We start from the raw sequence: 15,249 nt of genomic DNA, 5'->3' as shown, positions 1-15,249 counted from the left end.
TTTCAAAAGAATTCGCGAAATTTCGCATAGAGTGTTATGTTTCAATTTTAGCCATTAAATATAATTAATCCTAGTGCTTTACGTTACTTTAGGTTAATTGAAAGAAGAATAGGCGGATAAATATGCTAAAAAGGATAATTTTAACGATATTTTGTTTAATTTTGCCGTTGAGTGTTATAGCCGATGAGCTTAAATTAGCGAAAAATGCACCAACGTCTTATGTCGTAAAAAAAGGCGATACGCTTTGGGACATTTCAGCAAAATTTTTACAGCAACCTTGGTTATGGCCAAAATTATGGAGAATTAACCCTGACATTGAGAATCCTCATTTAATTTATCCGGGTGAAGAACTGAATCTTGTTTATGATGCACAAGGTCAACCAATGTTGGTGAAAGGAAAACCAGCATTAAAGTGGTCTCCTAAGGTTCGTACCTCACTTAAAGATCAAAATCCGGTGGAAACCATTTCGCTGAATGTATTATCACCTTTTGTAAAATATGACACGGTATTGTCTGGAGAAGACATTGAATCTGGTCCTTATATTTTAGGCAGTGATGAAGGATATAAATCAAGTGTTGATGGTGTGAAGCTATATGTTAACGGCGACTTAGCGGTAGGTAAGTCTTATGGTGTTTATCAAAAATCTGAAGCTATTTTGTCCCCGTCTACTGAAGAGATTATTGGTTATCATGCTCGTTTAGTTGGCACAGGTAAAGCTATTCGCCAAGGTGATAAAGCCAGTAAAACACCGGCTACAATTTATGTTGAGGGTGCTTTAAGAGAAATTCGTGCTGGCGATATTGTTAAACCAGTAAATGAAGGGCAAATGTTACCTTCATTTTTTACCATGCAAGCAGCAAATAATGATGTTCAAGGTGAAATCATTAAAGCATCAAATGGCATGCGAGAATTTGGCAAGCTTGAAGTGGTTTTTATTGACCAAGGTAATAGCCATGGCGTTAAACAAGGTGATGTTTTATCTGTAAAACGATTAAGCCCTGGTGTTGTCGAAACCAATGATGGCCCTGTTTATACTGCTGATGCATCGCGTTGGAATAGAATGGCGAATGAAGCCGAATCTGATTATCAAATGCCAAAAGAAGCCATTGGTAAATTGATGGTTTTTAAAGTGTTTGACCAAGTCAGTATGGCAATTATTTTAAATTCTGAAAAGCCGTTAAGATTACAAGATTGGGTAACTGCGCCATAAAAAGTCTTGTCATACATAGTATTGAACTGTTTTAGGGAGAAAACAGATGCAACCTCAGGATGAAGCTGCACATAAAGCAAAGCATTAAGCCAACCAAACCTCACAAATAATGTGCGGTTTTGGTTGGCTTTAAAATTTATTCCTCGACTCGCCATCCATAAAAAATTAGCGCTTGTTCAACAATTTTCATTAATTGATTTATTTACTCAACCACCGCCTCAAATTAAAATCGGGCTTTCAGAGAAACAATATCAAGCATTAATCTCACCTGATTGGCAAAAAATAGACAGCATAATTGAACGTGTAAAGTCACTTGCCGGAAAGGTAATTCCCTTCGATCATGCGGATTATCCACAGAAATTAAAAGAAATTTATGATCCGCCTTTGGTGCTGTTTGTCAAAGGGGATAGTAAGGTGTTAAACCATCCTCAACTCGCGATTGTTGGCAGTCGTAATGTCAGTGTCCATGGTCGAGAAACGGCTTATCAATTTGCCCACGAATTATCTGAGCAAGAAATTGTGGTCACAAGTGGCTTGGCGTTAGGCGTTGATGCGCATGCTCATAAAGGAGCGGTTGATAACAAATCAGCAACTATTGCGGTAATTGCTACCGGTATTGACCTTTGTTATCCGGCTCGCCATAAAAATTTAGTCAAAAAAATCATAGAAAATGGCGGGGCAATTGTCAGTGAATTTCTCCCCAATACGCCACCAAAATCTGGACACTTTCCAAAGCGAAATCGTATTATCAGTGGTATGTCAGCAGGGGTATTGATTATTGAGGCCGCTATGAGAAGTGGCTCGTTAATTACCGCTCGTTTTGCGCTGGAACAAAATCGAGATGTTTTTGCTGTACCTGGCAATATTAATAATCCGCAAATTAAAGGCTGTCATTGGTTAATTAAACAAGGGGCTAAATTAGTTGAGGAACTTGCCGATATAATGGAAGAAGTAAGCTTTGATTCAAAAAATAGTCTAGACTTAAGATTAAAGCAGAGTAGAAACAAAGAGAAAGAAAAAGAGTCAAAAAAAAGTTGTGATCAGGACTTGTTTAACGATTCATTGTTAGCTAGTGTGGGATATGAAATCACTCCCGTAGATACGGTGGTTTCTCGGAGTAAACTACCCACAGACGTAGTGCTAACCCGATTAACAATGCTTGAGCTTAGAGGTCTGGTGTCTGCGGTGCCAGGGGGCTACCTTAAAAATTAATAGGGGCTAAATATGTTTGATATCTTGATGTACCTTTTTGAAAACTATATTCATAGTGAAGCCGAGGTAATGGTAGACCACGACATACTCACTGATGAACTAACACGGGCCGGCTTTCACCAAGATGAAATATATAAAGCACTTGCTTGGTTAGAGAAATTAGCCGCTTTGCAAGACACCGACAGCTATCCGTATTTTTCGCGTGAAGCAAGTCGTTCATTTCGTATTTACACCGAAGATGAAAGTCAAATACTTGACCAAGAATGCCGTGGTTTTTTAATGTTTCTAGAACAAGTAAATGTGCTTGACTTTACGACGCGTGAAATGGTGATCGATAGAGTGATGGAGCTTGATACCAAGTACTTCACTATTGATGATTTAAAATGGGTGGTATTAATGGTGTTATTTAATGTCCCTGGTAAAGAATCTGCCTATTCACAAATGGAAGATTTAATTTTTGATGAGCAAGAAGGACCGCTTCACTAACGGGTTCTCTCATATGAGTAATCAATTGGCAGATCAAATTGATTTCGTCTTTTGTAAAAATCCACCTACTACGCTCTTGGTTTACCGAGAGCGTTTTTTGTATTAAAGCTATATTTACACAGCATAGTTTTTTTGTGCGATAATCATTCTTATTCAATACCACTTAAATAGATATTTCATGTCAAACGACGATTCAATGTTTTCACATCATGAACATGCGCTTGATAAAGCGAATGAGCCTTGTCCTGAGTGCGGCAGTGAATTAACGATCAAACATGGTAAATCAGGTGCTTTTTGGGGATGTGTTTCTTATCCAGCCTGCGCTTTCACTCGCCCAATTGTTGAACATGAAAAAGTTGAAGATCAAATTTTGGCGGGGAGTGAGTGTCCTAAATGTGGCCACGAACTTGCGGTTAAACAAGGTCGATATGGCATGTTTATCGGTTGTAGCAATTTTCCTGAGTGTCATCATATTGAAGATCAAAACCACCATGAAGATGCTGGCGTTAATTGTCCTAAGTGTCAGAAAGGCGAATTAATTGAACGCACTAGTCGCTACGGTAAAATATTTTATTCTTGTGATAATTATCCAAAGTGCAAATTTATTGTTAATCATCCACCTGTGGCTGGAACTTGTCAGAAATGTGGTTTTGAGTTGTTATTGAAAAGAAATATGTCAGCTGGCGAGAAACTACAATGTGCGCAGAAAAAATGTGGTCATTTTCAAGAAACATAAAGACAATAAGATCACTGCCTTTATGTTGTGATTTGATGGCTTATTGAGACACTTTCGCTAGATAACGTTTGGCAAAACTGTCTAAATCAGGAAAAGATTCTTGCTTTAATAGCGAGGATAATTGAACCAATCGCTCAGCTAACTCAACTTCGTCTTTACCACAAAGGTTGATATGAGCCATTTTTCGTCCATCACGCTTTGCTTTATCATACCAATGCATTGCAACACTCGGTATAGAATAAATTTCATCTGAAATATCGTCTTCACCAATAACATTGACCATCGCGGTAGGACGAATTAATTGTGTGCCGCCTAAAGGTAGGCCACAAATAGCGCGAAGGTGATTTTCAAATTGGCATGTATCAGCACCTTGTTGTGTCCAATGCCCTGAGTTATGTACCCTCGGTGCAATTTCATTGACTAATAACTTCTCGCCTACTTGGAAAAACTCTATTGCAAGTACCCCAACATAATTTAATTGTTCAGCAATTTTTGTAAAAACTTCAGCCGCATTCGATTGAAGACTTGCCTCGCTTGGCGCAGCTACTGAAACGCTCAAAATACCATTGGTATGATGGTTTTCAGTTAACGGATAAACCGCTATTTCGCCATGGGTATTTCGTGCACCAACTAAAGATACTTCTCGATCGAAAGGTACCATTTGCTCTGCAACAATGCCTTGGGCAACAGAAGATGTTGCGTTGGCGATAAATGCTTCCATCTCTTGCCAAATAGCATCAGCTTGTTCGAGCGATTTTAAACGCCATTGGCCTTTGCCATCGTATCCTTCTAGAGCACTTTTGAAAATTATTGGTAATGCAAGTTGCTTAAGTGCTAGATCAAAATCAGCTTTCGTGGCTATTACTACATGTTTTGCGTTTGCTACTTTACATGACTCAAGAAGTGATTTTTCAAGCCGACGATCACCGCCAATTTTTATTGCATCACTGCTTGGAAATAATTTTCCGCTCTTTTCACATTCATTTAACGTGTTATGCGCAACGTGCTCAAATTCCGCGGTGATCACATCACATTGTGAAATGCCATGTGGTAAATCCCCATAAATATGCTCGGGATCAACAGGGTGAACAACTTTATTTGTTCGTACGTCAAATGCTTTAATGTCCATACCTAACGGTGCACCCGCTAAATCCATCATACGAGCTAATTGTCCTGCACCTAATACCAACACTTTTTTCATTGTAATAAACCTATTCAGCGGGATTCGGGTTATTTAAAATAGTTTCTGTTTGTTCTTTTCTAAACGCTTCAATATTTGCCATGATTTCTGACTTATGCGTACCAATAATTTGTGCGGCTAATAAACCTGCATTGGCAGCACCAGCAGTGCCAATAGCTAAAGTACCAACTGCGATGCCTTTTGGCATTTGTACAATTGAAAGTAGAGAGTCTTGTCCATTAAGTGCTTTAGATTGTACTGGTACACCTAAAACAGGGAGTGGAGTAAAAGCCGCTGCCATGCCTGGTAAATGCGCCGCGCCGCCAGCACCAGCAATAATTACGGAAATGCCACGCTCTTTGGCTGTTTCAGAATATTCAGCAAGTAAATGAGGTGTTCTATGTGCCGATACTACTTTTGTTTCATAAGGAACTTTTAATAAATCAAGCATATCTGCTGCGTGTTGCATTGTTGGCCAATCTGACTTTGACCCCATAATTATACCGACTTTCATGATTTATCACCTTGTAGTTTAAATGCCGTTAGCTGTGATCTAAACATCACCAAAAATAAGCCGCGCATTATACCTTTGTTTGCTTTAATACGGAAATATGTTGCGGAAATTTGTCTATAAAAACGACGACTAAAATAATATTGTTTGAATATAAAAAAGCAAAATAGTTATGTTGTAGACAATATTGGTTATTAAATGTAGTTATCAGCAGTATATATAAAAGCAGTTTAATAATTGTCGACACTATTAGACCAAAGGAGGATAGGTAAAAATTTTAATGTACGTAAAATAACCATATCTTAAATTATGGTTTCCAAGGCAATAACGCCAAAATAGTGAGGTTGAGTTATGAGTAATATCTATAATCAAGGGCTAGACAAGGTAGCTGCAAATAGCCAGCCGTTAACTCCAATCAATTTTTTAAATCGAACTGCTGATGTCTACCCAGAAAAAGTGGCTATTATTCATGGCGAGCAAAAAATCACCTATCGACAATATCGAAATAATGTTCGTCGTTTAGCTTCAGCTCTAGTGCAACGAGGAGTAAAACCGGGAGATACTGTTAGCATTATTGCCGCTAATATTCCGGCATTTTTAGATGCTCATTACGGCGTGCCATTAACGGGAGCCGTGCTTAATTCTATTAATATTCGTTTAGACGCACTAGCGATTGCTTTTATTTTAGATCATGGTGAGTGCGATATTTTACTTACGGATACCGCATTTGCGCCAGTGGTAAAAAAAGCTTTAGCCTTGTGTTCACGTAAACCTCTGGTGATAGATATCGACGATGATGTTGAATGTGAAGAGGCTGAATGTATCGGTGACATTGAATATCAAGCATTATTAGCTGAAGGAGATGAAAATTATCAAGGCAATTTTATTGTCGATGAATGGCAAAGTTTAGCGCTAAATTACACTTCAGGCACTACCGGGAATCCTAAAGGCGTGGTGTATTCTCACCGAGGTGCATATTTAAATGCAGTGGGTAATAATATGATTTGGCCGATCAATAATCAGTCGGTGTATTTATGGACACTACCTATGTTTCATTGTAATGGCTGGTGTTTTCCTTGGACGATAGTTGCTATGGGCGGAACACAAGTTTGTTTACGACAGGTTGAAGTGAACGCCATTGTTAATAGTTTAATCGATCATCAAGTGAGCCATTTTTGTGGGGCTCCTATTGTTTTAAATATGATTTTAAATGCCGAGACTGAATTATTAGATAAAGTGCCACGCGGTATTAGTATTATGACAGCGGGTGCTCCACCACCAGCGGCAGTGATCAAAGGCATGGAATCTCGAGGTTTTGATATTACGCAAGGCTATGGTCTAACCGAAGTTTATGGACCATGCGTAGTAAGTGAGTGGAAAGCAGAGTGGGATCAGCGTAATGACGATGAGCGGGCGGCATTAAAAGCAAGGCAAGGTGTGCGTTATCCTACTCAAGAAAATGTCGATGTTTTAGACCCAGATACAATGAAAGTCGTGCCTGCTGATGCCGAAACCATTGGTGAAATTATGTTTCGCGGTAATACCACCATGAAAGGTTATCTAAAAAATGACACTACTACGATGGAATCATTTAAAGGGGGCTGGTTTCATTCCGGTGATTTAGCGGTAAAACACCCTGATGGATTTATTGAAATTCGTGATCGTTCTAAAGATATTATTATTTCAGGTGGTGAAAATATTTCGTCCGTAGAAATTGAAAGTGTCCTGTATCAACATTCAGCTATTTTAGAAGCTGCAGTTGTAGCGAAAAAAGATGAAAAGTGGGGCGAAACGCCATGTGCCTTCGTCGGGTTAAAAGAAGGTAAAACAGCAACTGAAACGGAAATAATTAATTTCTGTCGAGAACATATGGCCAACTTTAAAGCGCCAAAAACAGTGGTGTTTAGTGAATTGCCGAAAACATCAACAGGTAAAATTCAAAAATTTATCTTACGGGCAAAGGTTAAAGAGCTATTTGCTTAACTCGTTGGATATTTTTAATAAAACCATCGCCCTAAATAATTATAGGGCGATGGTGAATGATTAGTTTATTTTAAATGTTTATCTAAAAAGCTTAACACACTTCTCATGTAAGCTTTTTGGTTTGCAGGGTTATAAAAACCATGTCCTTCATCATCTAAAACAAACCATTCATAAGGCCTATTTGCTTCATCTAATGCGTCTTTTAATTGTTCTACATGCTCTATAGGTGCGACTCTATCATCTTCACCGTGTGCCAATAATAGTGGAGCTTGAATTTTTCCTGCATAATTCACCGGTGAAAAGCTTTTTAATTCCTTCTTATCTTTACCTAATGCTTCACGCCAAAAACTTTTAACTGCTCTGCTGCCATTTTCTTCTAAAATCAATTCTAAATTATAGACACCTGCGTTAGCGATAATACACTTATAAACATCTGGATATAGCGTTGCACTTTGTACCGCAGAGTATGCACCGAAGCTGGCGCCCATAATACAGACATTTCCGGCTACTGCTTTATTATTGTCAACAAGCCACTGATAGCCATCATAAATATCATGTTGAATAGTTGTTCCCCATACTTTATAACCATCTACTCTGAATTTTTCACCGTACCCCCCAGAACCTCTATAATTCACCTGTAATACAGAATATCCATTCAGCACTAAATACTGAATTTTATTTGAGAACTGCCAGTAATCTCTAATACCATGAGGGCCGCCATGCACCATGACGACTACAGGAGCTAATGCATTGTTAGTTGACGATTTAGCTTGTGTGAAATAACCATTAATTAATTGTCCATCACGAGCTTTTAATTGAATGGGTTCAGATTGAAAAAGATCTTTATTTTGTATTTCTGGCTTAAAACCAAAAAGCAATGTTAGCTTGTTATCTTTCTTATTGAATAAATACAGTTGTCCAGGGTTGGTATCTGATGAAACCATTATAATTGAGAATTCGCCATCATCAGACCGACTTGTAATATTGATAGAGCTGTAAGGAAATGTTTTAAGTAGATCTTTAAATATTGCTGCTTCATCCAGCTTTTTATTCAGAATAAGGTATGCAGGATAGCCATCATCTATTCTTATGGCGTATGCATTTCTACCATCAACAGTTAATTCTACGTCAGTAACATCGACGTTTTTATCAGTGTATAAACTTTTATACGTAAAATCGTTCAAGTTTAATTTAAAAATACCAAATAAATCTTGGTTGTGATTGTCTCTCGTATACAGATATTTACCTGATGAACTGATTGAAATTAAAGATACTGATTGGCCAACCGTATTTTCAGGAACTTTTTGCCACTGATCTTCCTTTTTTAAATAGAGTTGTCTTTTATTATGTTCATCAGTACCCACTACCGCTTTGATGTTGCCAGAAGTATCCGTTAAAAAATGACTAAAAGGCAGAGGGGCTTTATCCATTTCTTTTTTAATCATACCGTTATAAACATTTAATAATAAAACCGACGATAACCGAACTCCCGTTTTACTCATTGGGGTTGATTTTATTAATATATGTTTTTCATCTTCAGGCAATACGTCAATTATGCTAGCCCAGCCGAATATACTTTCTTTTCGTTTTAATCTGCTGCCAACTTGATCTTGTCCTGCTTGATAACCATAAATAATTTTACCGCGTTTACCATCATAGTTTACAGCATATAATTCGCCATAAAACTGAGGCTCCTCTAAGGATGGCACGTGCTTTACCATTGCGATTACTACTCGTTCATTATTGACCCATTTGTAATCACCAACTTCATAACCGCCAGATAACCTCGCTGTTCCAACGGTTTTCATATCTTCTCTATTTAAAAATACTAAAATTGTGCTGCCTTCATAGTCCATCGCAATAGCGATAACTTCACCATTAGGGGATATTTTGGCATTTTGATATTTATTATGATCAAATAAGTGCTCCCAGTTTTTAGCGATGCTATTAAAAGAGCAGAGGAGTAACGTAGTTACAATAATAAGATTTCGTACGATATTCATTCTTAAATCCATTTAATGATTCTTTTGATAAAGAAAGGGTGTATTCAATTAAACCCAAGTTTTTCTATTTACATGAAATGTAATAGATTATTTCTGTGACTTTAAATTTTATTCGCTGATAAAACAAGTATAATCAAGGCTAATTTAATTTTACTTACTTGCAATTATGACATTAACGGCTGTCGATACTTTTTTAAATGGCGGAATTATCGCTTATCCTACCGAAGCAGTATTTGGTTTGGGGTGTGATCCAGACAATATTGACGCGATTGAAAAACTATTGCGTTTAAAAAATCGCTCTGCTGACAAAGGACTGATTTTATTAGCTGCCAACTATTCTCAATTATTACCTTATATTGACGATGATAAAATTCCCCAAGATAAGCGCTTTACTGTGCTTTCTAGGTGGCCAGATGGTATTACCCAAGTTGTTCCTAAGCATAAAAATTGTCATGCATTATTAACCGGTAAGTTTGACACTATTGCAGTACGACTTACCAGCCAGCCAGATGTTGTGGCTTTATGTAATAGCGTTAATAAACCCATTGTTTCTACCAGTGCCAATTTATCTGGTGAAACTCCCGCGAGAACGTGGCAAGCATTATCGAATCAATTAATTGATAAAATAGATTTTATTATTAAAGGACAAACCTTAGGGTATAATCAGCCATCAACTATTATAGATGCTTTAACCGGAGAGCAGTTTCGCGCATGAGCCAAGTCAATTTCAATCAAGTTATCGAGTTTTTAAAGCAATTACAGGACAATATTTGTCAGGCACTTGAATTGGCTGATGGTAGCGGAAAATTTGTTGAAGATAATTGGACGCGAGCAGAGGGTGGTGGTGGCCGTACTCGCGTGTTAATAAACGGAACTGTTATTGAGCAAGGCGGTGTTAATTTTTCAGAAGTTTCTGGAGATAAATTACCGCCATCGGCAACGGCTCATCGTCCTGAACTTGCTGGTAGAACTTGGCGGGCGTGTGGGGTGTCATTAGTGATCCACCCCAAAAACCCCTTTATTCCTACTTCTCATGCCAATGTTCGTTTTTTTATCGCCGAAAAACAAGGTGAGAAGCCAGTATGGTGGTTTGGTGGTGGCTTTGATTTAACACCTTTTTATCCATTTATGGAAGATGTAAAACATTGGCATCAAACCGCTAAAGAACTATGCCAGCCATTTGGTGATAACGTTTATCCAGAGCATAAAAAGTGGTGCGATGAATACTTTTATTTAAAACATCGCAATGAAACACGTGGTGTAGGTGGTTTATTTTTTGATGATTTAAATCAATGGGATTTTGAAACCTGTTTAAATTATATCAAAGCCGTTGGCCAAGGCTTTGTTGATGCCTATGTGCCGATTATTAATAAGCGAAAAGATACTGAATATAATGACCAACATCGTGAATTTCAGTTGTATCGTCGTGGCCGTTATGTTGAATTTAATTTGGTTTTTGATCGAGGAACCTTGTTTGGTTTACAGTCAGGCGGACGCACGGAGTCTATATTAATGTCTATGCCGCCTTTGGCAAGGTGGGAATATAATTTTCAAGCCGAGCAAGGTTCGGAAGAAGCCAAGTTAACCGATTATTTAGTAGCACAAGATTGGCTATCAGAGTAACAAGTTCCTTTAACCGGACAGACTGTATTGCGCGTTGCTTTTGCTCGATATAACGCGCTATCGGCAACGGCATACCAATCTGTTAGTGTTTCTTCTTTATTCGTATATTCCGCGACACCACATGAAATAGTGACTTGATGATTTTCAATAAAAGGATATTTTTCTATTAATTCCTTTAGTTTAATTGCCAATTGAATTGCTTGCTCCTGATTAATTGCATAGGGCAAGATAATAAATTCTTCACCACCGATACGAAAAAGGTAATCATTTACTCTTAGCTCTTGCTGTATTAAATGACAGACGGTTATTAACACCTCATCACCTTGGTTATGACCAAACTTATCATTGATACTTTTGAAGTGGTCGATATCTAAAAGAATCATACTTGTAGCAACAGGGTTACGTTTATATTTACTTATTTGCAACTCTGCGATTTCGGTAAAAGCTCTTCTATTAAGAGTTTTGGTTAGGGGGTCGGTTTTCGATAAGGTTTCTAATTGTTCATTTTGTTTACTGGTTTCATAACTAAAAGCTAAAGAGCAACTGGCGGTGATCATTAACGTAATTAGAAATGTAGCTAGCATTAAATTTGTTAATAATGGCGCTGCAAGTATCGCTATACCAATTAATGTTAGCAGGCTACTGATTGCGGCTATGCGTACAGTTAAGAAGTAAAAAAGTAAGGCGATGGTTGGATAGCACCAAAATAACTGACTTTCACCTTTCAAATATAGGGTGGATAAACTACCAAAAATCGCCAATAGACAAAAAAGTATTTTAAGAGTACTTACGTGTTTTTGATGGTAAGCAAAATAACCGATTAAACACATAAGGATGAAAATGGCTAAATCTAACAGTGCCATATCCCATTCAGCTTGTATAAATCTATAAATCGTTAACGGCAGTATTCCGGCTGCCGAAAGTAAAGGCATCACGCAAAGAATTCTTTGCTGTAGTGTACTTCTTGCTAACATTCTAATATTATCTTGCTTGGTTATTTCATCTCAATTTTAGTATAGCAGCTATGATGTAAATTAATTTTGATTGCATTATTTTTAGTTGTTATTAAATAGGTTAGGTTTTATTTTGTCATCTAAACAACAAACGCATCTCGGTCGTTTTATACCCGCGATTAAACACAGTCTTTTGGGATTGAAAGCGGCATATCAATATGAAATAGCTTTTAGACAAGAAGTATTTTTGCTCCTTATTTTATTGCCAAGTGCTTTTTATCTAGCCAATGACTTTATCGAGTTTTGTTTATTGATCTCTTCAGTTTTGGGTATTTTGATTGCCGAATTACTTAATTCTGGCATTGAAGCGGCAGTTGACAGAATTAGTCTTGAACACCACGAATTAAGTGGTCGTGCTAAAGACTTAGGCTCTGCAGCCGTTTTTGTTGCAATAATATATTTTGTTTTAGTATGGGCTTATAAAATTTTCACTTTGCTATAACGCTAGTCATTTCTTTCAAATTCATTCCATCGTTGTAATTTATGACACGCTTTTTGTTTATTTAAGCTATTGCGTTGCTAATATGTTAAATAAATATGAGATTAGTCTCGAAGTTTGCGCTAGGTCAAATTTTTTAAAGTAAACACTCTATACAATCGTCTTAATTATAAACCTTACTTTTATTGTGGATATTAAGATGAGAAAAAATATTATTACTTTAGCCGTATTAACAACTCTTTCACTTTCAGCATTAGCAAGTGATTATAAAGCAGGTGATATTGTTGTTCGTGGTGGATTAACTATGGTTGATCCAAATAGTGATAAAGCGGGTGTTTATGTTGAAGCAATAGGAGGCAATACGCCTTTATCTATTGCTGTTGATGACAATACGCAACTTGGCTTAAATGTCGTTTACTTTTTTGACCGCAACTGGGCGGTAGAAGTATTAGCAGCAACACCTTTCACCCATGATGTTACTATTTATGATCCTCAAGGGGGTTCTGAAGAAATTTTTGGAACGAATGTTGATGGTGTAACTTTAGGTGAAGTGACTCATTTACCACCGACCGTTAGTGCTTTATATTATTTTGATACCGCCTCAAACTTTAAACCTTACATAGGTCTTGGTGTTAACTACACTATTTTCTTTGACGAAAAATTCAAAGATACACCTAAATCATTAGGTTTTAATGATCTAAAATTAGATGGCTCTTTTGGTCTTTCTGCTCAAGTAGGTGCTGATTATCAACTTAACAACAACTGGCAGGTTAATGCCTCTGTTCGATATATTGATATCAATACAGAAGCTAACTTTAAAATTGGCGATTTAATTAAAGGCTCTGCGGATATAGAAGTAGACCCTATGGTATTTTCAGTAATGCTGGGTTATAAATTTTAAGTTAAATTCTTATAACTCATAACTAAAAAGCAGGCTTTAGCATTCAGTTAATCCTGCTTTTTTGTGTTTTTATCCTTATCATTGTTATATTCTGCCATTATTCTTTTTTATTAAATAGCCGTCATGGATCAATATCGCGTTTTCGGAAACCCTATTAAGCAATCTCGTTCTCCCTTTATACATCAAAAATTCGCTGAGCAAACCCAAGAGCGTTTAAATTATCAAAGTGAATATGTTGAGATAGGTAAGTTTTCTCAAGCAGTAAAGCAATTAATCAATATTGGTGGTAAAGGCGCGAATGTTACTTCTCCTTTTAAAGAAGAGGCAATGGCGTTATGCGATAAATTAACCGAACGAGCAAAATTAGCTGGTGCTGTGAATACCTTGTCATTTATAAATGGCGAAATCTTGGGCGATACAACCGATGGTGATGGTTTGGTTAATGATTTATTAGCAAATAATGTAGCGTTAAAGAATAAGAAAATATTACTGTTAGGTGCCGGTGGGGCTGCAAAAGGGGTGATTCTGCCTTTATTAGAACAATCACCTACACAGCTCGTTGTTGCTAATCGGACTGTCTCGAAAGCCGAAGCAATTATTCAGCAATATCTCGCAAAGCCTATTTCTTGTTGTTCTTTCGAAAAAGTAACTAACTATGAGTTCGATGTTATTATTAATGCAACTTCGGCAGGCTTGAATGGCCAAGCACTACCTATTTCTGAAGAACTGATACGCTCTAATGTGATTTGCTATGATATGACTTATGGCAAAACCTTAACGCCATTTTTACAACTAGCTAAACAACGAAATGCAGCAAAAATAATTGATGGTTTAGGAATGTTAGTGGGTCAGGCTGCAGTGAGTTTCGCCATATGGCGAAATATTCAACCGGATACACAACCTGTTTTAACTTCATTGAGAGAGGAAATGTCGAAATGAATCAAGCAATACTCTTTAATGATGACCTAACGTTTGACAAAACTCATAATGCTTGGTGCTTTACTGGCATCATGTCAGGACAACGTATTACACTATATTTTCATTCTTTTTCTTTAGGGCGCTTAGATAAAATCGATGCTTGTACTAAATTTGATTTAGAAGAAGTAGCTGAACTCTGGCTCGAAAAAAATGAACCAGAGGGGGATGAAATTCATATACAAATGAAAGCTTAACTTTCGACTTCTTCTAAGTATTCATTTTTCAAATGAACATAGTTATCCGCAGATTGTTTTAAAAATGCCAGTTCTTTATCTTTAAGTAATCGGGCTTCTTTCATTGGATTGCCGACATAAAGATAACCACTGCGTAGTACTTTATTTGGAGGAACAACGGTTCCAGCACCAATAAAAACATCATCCTCAACGACAGTACCATCCATAATGATAGCCCCCATACCGACTAAAATTCTATTTCCTAAAATACAACCATGTAGCATGCACTGATGACCAACAGTAACATCATCGCCAATAATTAACGGAAACCCATCCGGTTGATGACTAGATTTGCGAGTTACATGTAAAATAGTACCGTCTTGTATATTGGTTCTATCACCGATACGTATTTTATTAACATCACCTCTTCCTGCAACCAATGGCCAAACACTTACCTCTGCGCCAACAACAATATCGCCAATTAACACGGCACTCTCATCAACATAAGAATTATGACCAATAGTTGGCGTAATTCCTTTATAAGATCTTAAGTTATTATTTTTCATAAACGAGCTCTTTCTATACGTTTTAACTAAATCATGAATAAAAGAGTACGCTTTATCGTTAAATAACGCGAATTGAATTATTAGAAAGTAAATAGGTACGATATAAGAATTTGTATTCTCTTGGCTAATTAACTATCAATAATTGATGAATAAACATCAATTAATACGGGGTTTGTACGAAAACCAAGCAAACAAAAAAATAATTGAAAATAGTTGTTGACCTGAGCGCAGAAT

General features: G+C 37.1%; 16 protein-coding genes. 11 read left to right on the top strand and 5 right to left on the bottom strand.

All coding sequences use genetic code 11. The features are described 5' to 3' along the window. The first annotated feature begins 122 nt into the window (after positions 1–122). From ABXH06_RS11750 to ABXH06_RS11735, 4 genes are all read left to right on the top strand, one after another. Complete coding sequence (locus tag ABXH06_RS11750) at positions 123–1,211, top strand: LysM peptidoglycan-binding domain-containing protein (protein ID WP_353518341.1); 1,089 nt, start codon at positions 123–125, stop codon at positions 1,209–1,211. A 123-nt stretch (positions 1,212–1,334) separates the two neighbouring features. Continuing rightward, positions 1,335–2,423, top strand: a complete 1,089-nt coding sequence (dprA, locus tag ABXH06_RS11745; protein WP_353518340.1) for a DNA-processing protein DprA — start codon at positions 1,335–1,337, stop codon at positions 2,421–2,423. A gap of 12 nt (positions 2,424–2,435) precedes the next feature. Continuing rightward, positions 2,436–2,909 (top strand): DUF494 family protein, encoded by a 474-nt coding sequence (locus tag ABXH06_RS11740; RefSeq protein WP_311581930.1) that lies wholly within the window; start codon positions 2,436–2,438, stop codon positions 2,907–2,909. A gap of 178 nt (positions 2,910–3,087) precedes the next feature. Then, positions 3,088–3,645: a topoisomerase DNA-binding C4 zinc finger domain-containing protein gene (locus ABXH06_RS11735; protein ID WP_353518339.1), complete on the top strand. Its 558-nt coding sequence runs from the start codon at positions 3,088–3,090 to the stop codon at positions 3,643–3,645. Positions 3,646–3,685: 40 nt separating this feature from the next. Here the strand turns inward: ABXH06_RS11735 and ABXH06_RS11730 are convergent, their stop codons facing one another. Beyond that, a complete protein-coding gene (locus ABXH06_RS11730) occupies positions 3,686–4,846 on the bottom strand; it encodes a 5-(carboxyamino)imidazole ribonucleotide synthase (protein ID WP_353518338.1) in 1,161 nt (386 codons plus the stop codon). Between the two features lie 10 nt (positions 4,847–4,856). Next, the gene (gene purE, locus ABXH06_RS11725; protein ID WP_353518337.1) at positions 4,857–5,339 is read right to left on the bottom strand and encodes a 5-(carboxyamino)imidazole ribonucleotide mutase; all 483 of its coding nucleotides are present in this window, start codon (positions 5,337–5,339) and stop codon (positions 4,857–4,859) included. A 348-nt stretch (positions 5,340–5,687) separates the two neighbouring features. Between purE and ABXH06_RS11720 the strand changes: the two genes are divergently transcribed. Continuing rightward, a complete protein-coding gene (locus ABXH06_RS11720) occupies positions 5,688–7,319 on the top strand; it encodes an acyl-CoA synthetase (RefSeq protein ID WP_353518336.1) in 1,632 nt (543 codons plus the stop codon). 65 nt (positions 7,320–7,384) lie between these two features. Here ABXH06_RS11720 and ABXH06_RS11715 read toward each other — a convergent pair whose 3' ends face one another. Next, the gene (locus ABXH06_RS11715) at positions 7,385–9,322 is read right to left on the bottom strand and encodes an alpha/beta hydrolase family protein (protein ID WP_353518335.1); all 1,938 of its coding nucleotides are present in this window, start codon (positions 9,320–9,322) and stop codon (positions 7,385–7,387) included. 166 nt (positions 9,323–9,488) lie between these two features. Between ABXH06_RS11715 and tsaC the strand changes: the two genes are divergently transcribed. Both tsaC and hemF read left to right on the top strand, forming a co-directional pair. Next, positions 9,489–10,037, top strand: coding sequence for an L-threonylcarbamoyladenylate synthase type 1 TsaC (tsaC, locus tag ABXH06_RS11710; RefSeq protein WP_353518334.1), 549 nt, complete (start codon positions 9,489–9,491; stop codon positions 10,035–10,037). Further along, the gene (gene hemF / locus ABXH06_RS11705; RefSeq protein ID WP_353518333.1) at positions 10,034–10,945 is read left to right on the top strand and encodes an oxygen-dependent coproporphyrinogen oxidase; all 912 of its coding nucleotides are present in this window, start codon (positions 10,034–10,036) and stop codon (positions 10,943–10,945) included. The genes tsaC and hemF overlap by 4 nt, the downstream gene beginning before the upstream one ends. Here hemF and ABXH06_RS11700 read toward each other — a convergent pair. Next, positions 10,912–11,877 (bottom strand): GGDEF domain-containing protein, encoded by a 966-nt coding sequence (locus ABXH06_RS11700; RefSeq protein ID WP_353518502.1) that lies wholly within the window; start codon positions 11,875–11,877, stop codon positions 10,912–10,914. The genes hemF and ABXH06_RS11700 overlap by 34 nt on opposite strands. 154 nt (positions 11,878–12,031) lie before the next feature. On the opposite strand from ABXH06_RS11700, the gene ABXH06_RS11695 reads away from it, so the two are divergent. From ABXH06_RS11695 to ABXH06_RS11680, 4 genes are all read left to right on the top strand, one after another. Then, positions 12,032–12,400: a diacylglycerol kinase gene (locus tag ABXH06_RS11695; RefSeq protein WP_353518332.1), complete on the top strand. Its 369-nt coding sequence runs from the start codon at positions 12,032–12,034 to the stop codon at positions 12,398–12,400. A gap of 196 nt (positions 12,401–12,596) precedes the next feature. Further along, the gene (locus ABXH06_RS11690; protein WP_353518331.1) at positions 12,597–13,298 is read left to right on the top strand and encodes an OmpW/AlkL family protein; all 702 of its coding nucleotides are present in this window, start codon (positions 12,597–12,599) and stop codon (positions 13,296–13,298) included. A 123-nt stretch (positions 13,299–13,421) separates the two neighbouring features. Further along, a complete protein-coding gene (aroE, locus tag ABXH06_RS11685; RefSeq protein ID WP_353518330.1) occupies positions 13,422–14,237 on the top strand; it encodes a shikimate dehydrogenase in 816 nt (271 codons plus the stop codon). Further along, positions 14,234–14,470 (top strand): hypothetical protein, encoded by a 237-nt coding sequence (locus ABXH06_RS11680; protein WP_353518329.1) that lies wholly within the window; start codon positions 14,234–14,236, stop codon positions 14,468–14,470. The genes aroE and ABXH06_RS11680 overlap by 4 nt, the downstream gene beginning before the upstream one ends. Here ABXH06_RS11680 and ABXH06_RS11675 read toward each other — a convergent pair. Then, a complete protein-coding gene (locus tag ABXH06_RS11675) occupies positions 14,467–15,015 on the bottom strand; it encodes a gamma carbonic anhydrase family protein (protein WP_311581895.1) in 549 nt (182 codons plus the stop codon). The genes ABXH06_RS11680 and ABXH06_RS11675 overlap by 4 nt on opposite strands. Positions 15,016–15,249 lie beyond the last annotated feature (234 nt).

Source organism: Thalassotalea sp. SU-HH00458 (assembly GCF_040362795.1).
GTDB classification, from domain to species: Bacteria; Pseudomonadota; Gammaproteobacteria; order Enterobacterales; family Alteromonadaceae; genus Thalassotalea_H; species Thalassotalea_H castellviae.
This window is presented reverse-complemented; position numbering and strand designations above follow the sequence as displayed.

Bases quoted from the DNA above. Each gene is read 5' to 3' on its own strand.
- ABXH06_RS11750 (WP_353518341.1), top strand. From the start codon at position 123: ATGCTAAAAAGGATAATTTTAACGATATTTTGTTTAATTTTGCCGTTG.
- ABXH06_RS11740 (WP_311581930.1), top strand. From the start codon at position 2,436: ATGTTTGATATCTTGATGTACCTTTTTGAAAACTATATTCATAGTGAA.
- ABXH06_RS11735 (WP_353518339.1), top strand. From the start codon at position 3,088: ATGTCAAACGACGATTCAATGTTTTCACATCATGAACATGCGCTTGAT.
- ABXH06_RS11730 (WP_353518338.1), bottom strand. From the start codon at position 4,846: ATGAAAAAAGTGTTGGTATTAGGTGCAGGACAATTAGCTCGTATGATG.
- purE (WP_353518337.1), bottom strand. From the start codon at position 5,339: ATGAAAGTCGGTATAATTATGGGGTCAAAGTCAGATTGGCCAACAATG.
- ABXH06_RS11720 (WP_353518336.1), top strand. From the start codon at position 5,688: ATGAGTAATATCTATAATCAAGGGCTAGACAAGGTAGCTGCAAATAGC.
- ABXH06_RS11715 (WP_353518335.1), bottom strand. From the start codon at position 9,322: ATGAATATCGTACGAAATCTTATTATTGTAACTACGTTACTCCTCTGC.
- tsaC (WP_353518334.1), top strand. From the start codon at position 9,489: ATGACATTAACGGCTGTCGATACTTTTTTAAATGGCGGAATTATCGCT.
- hemF (WP_353518333.1), top strand. From the start codon at position 10,034: ATGAGCCAAGTCAATTTCAATCAAGTTATCGAGTTTTTAAAGCAATTA.
- ABXH06_RS11700 (WP_353518502.1), bottom strand. From the start codon at position 11,877: ATGCCTTTACTTTCGGCAGCCGGAATACTGCCGTTAACGATTTATAGA.
- ABXH06_RS11690 (WP_353518331.1), top strand. From the start codon at position 12,597: ATGAGAAAAAATATTATTACTTTAGCCGTATTAACAACTCTTTCACTT.
- aroE (WP_353518330.1), top strand. From the start codon at position 13,422: ATGGATCAATATCGCGTTTTCGGAAACCCTATTAAGCAATCTCGTTCT.
- ABXH06_RS11680 (WP_353518329.1), top strand. From the start codon at position 14,234: ATGAATCAAGCAATACTCTTTAATGATGACCTAACGTTTGACAAAACT.
- ABXH06_RS11675 (WP_311581895.1), bottom strand. From the start codon at position 15,015: ATGAAAAATAATAACTTAAGATCTTATAAAGGAATTACGCCAACTATT.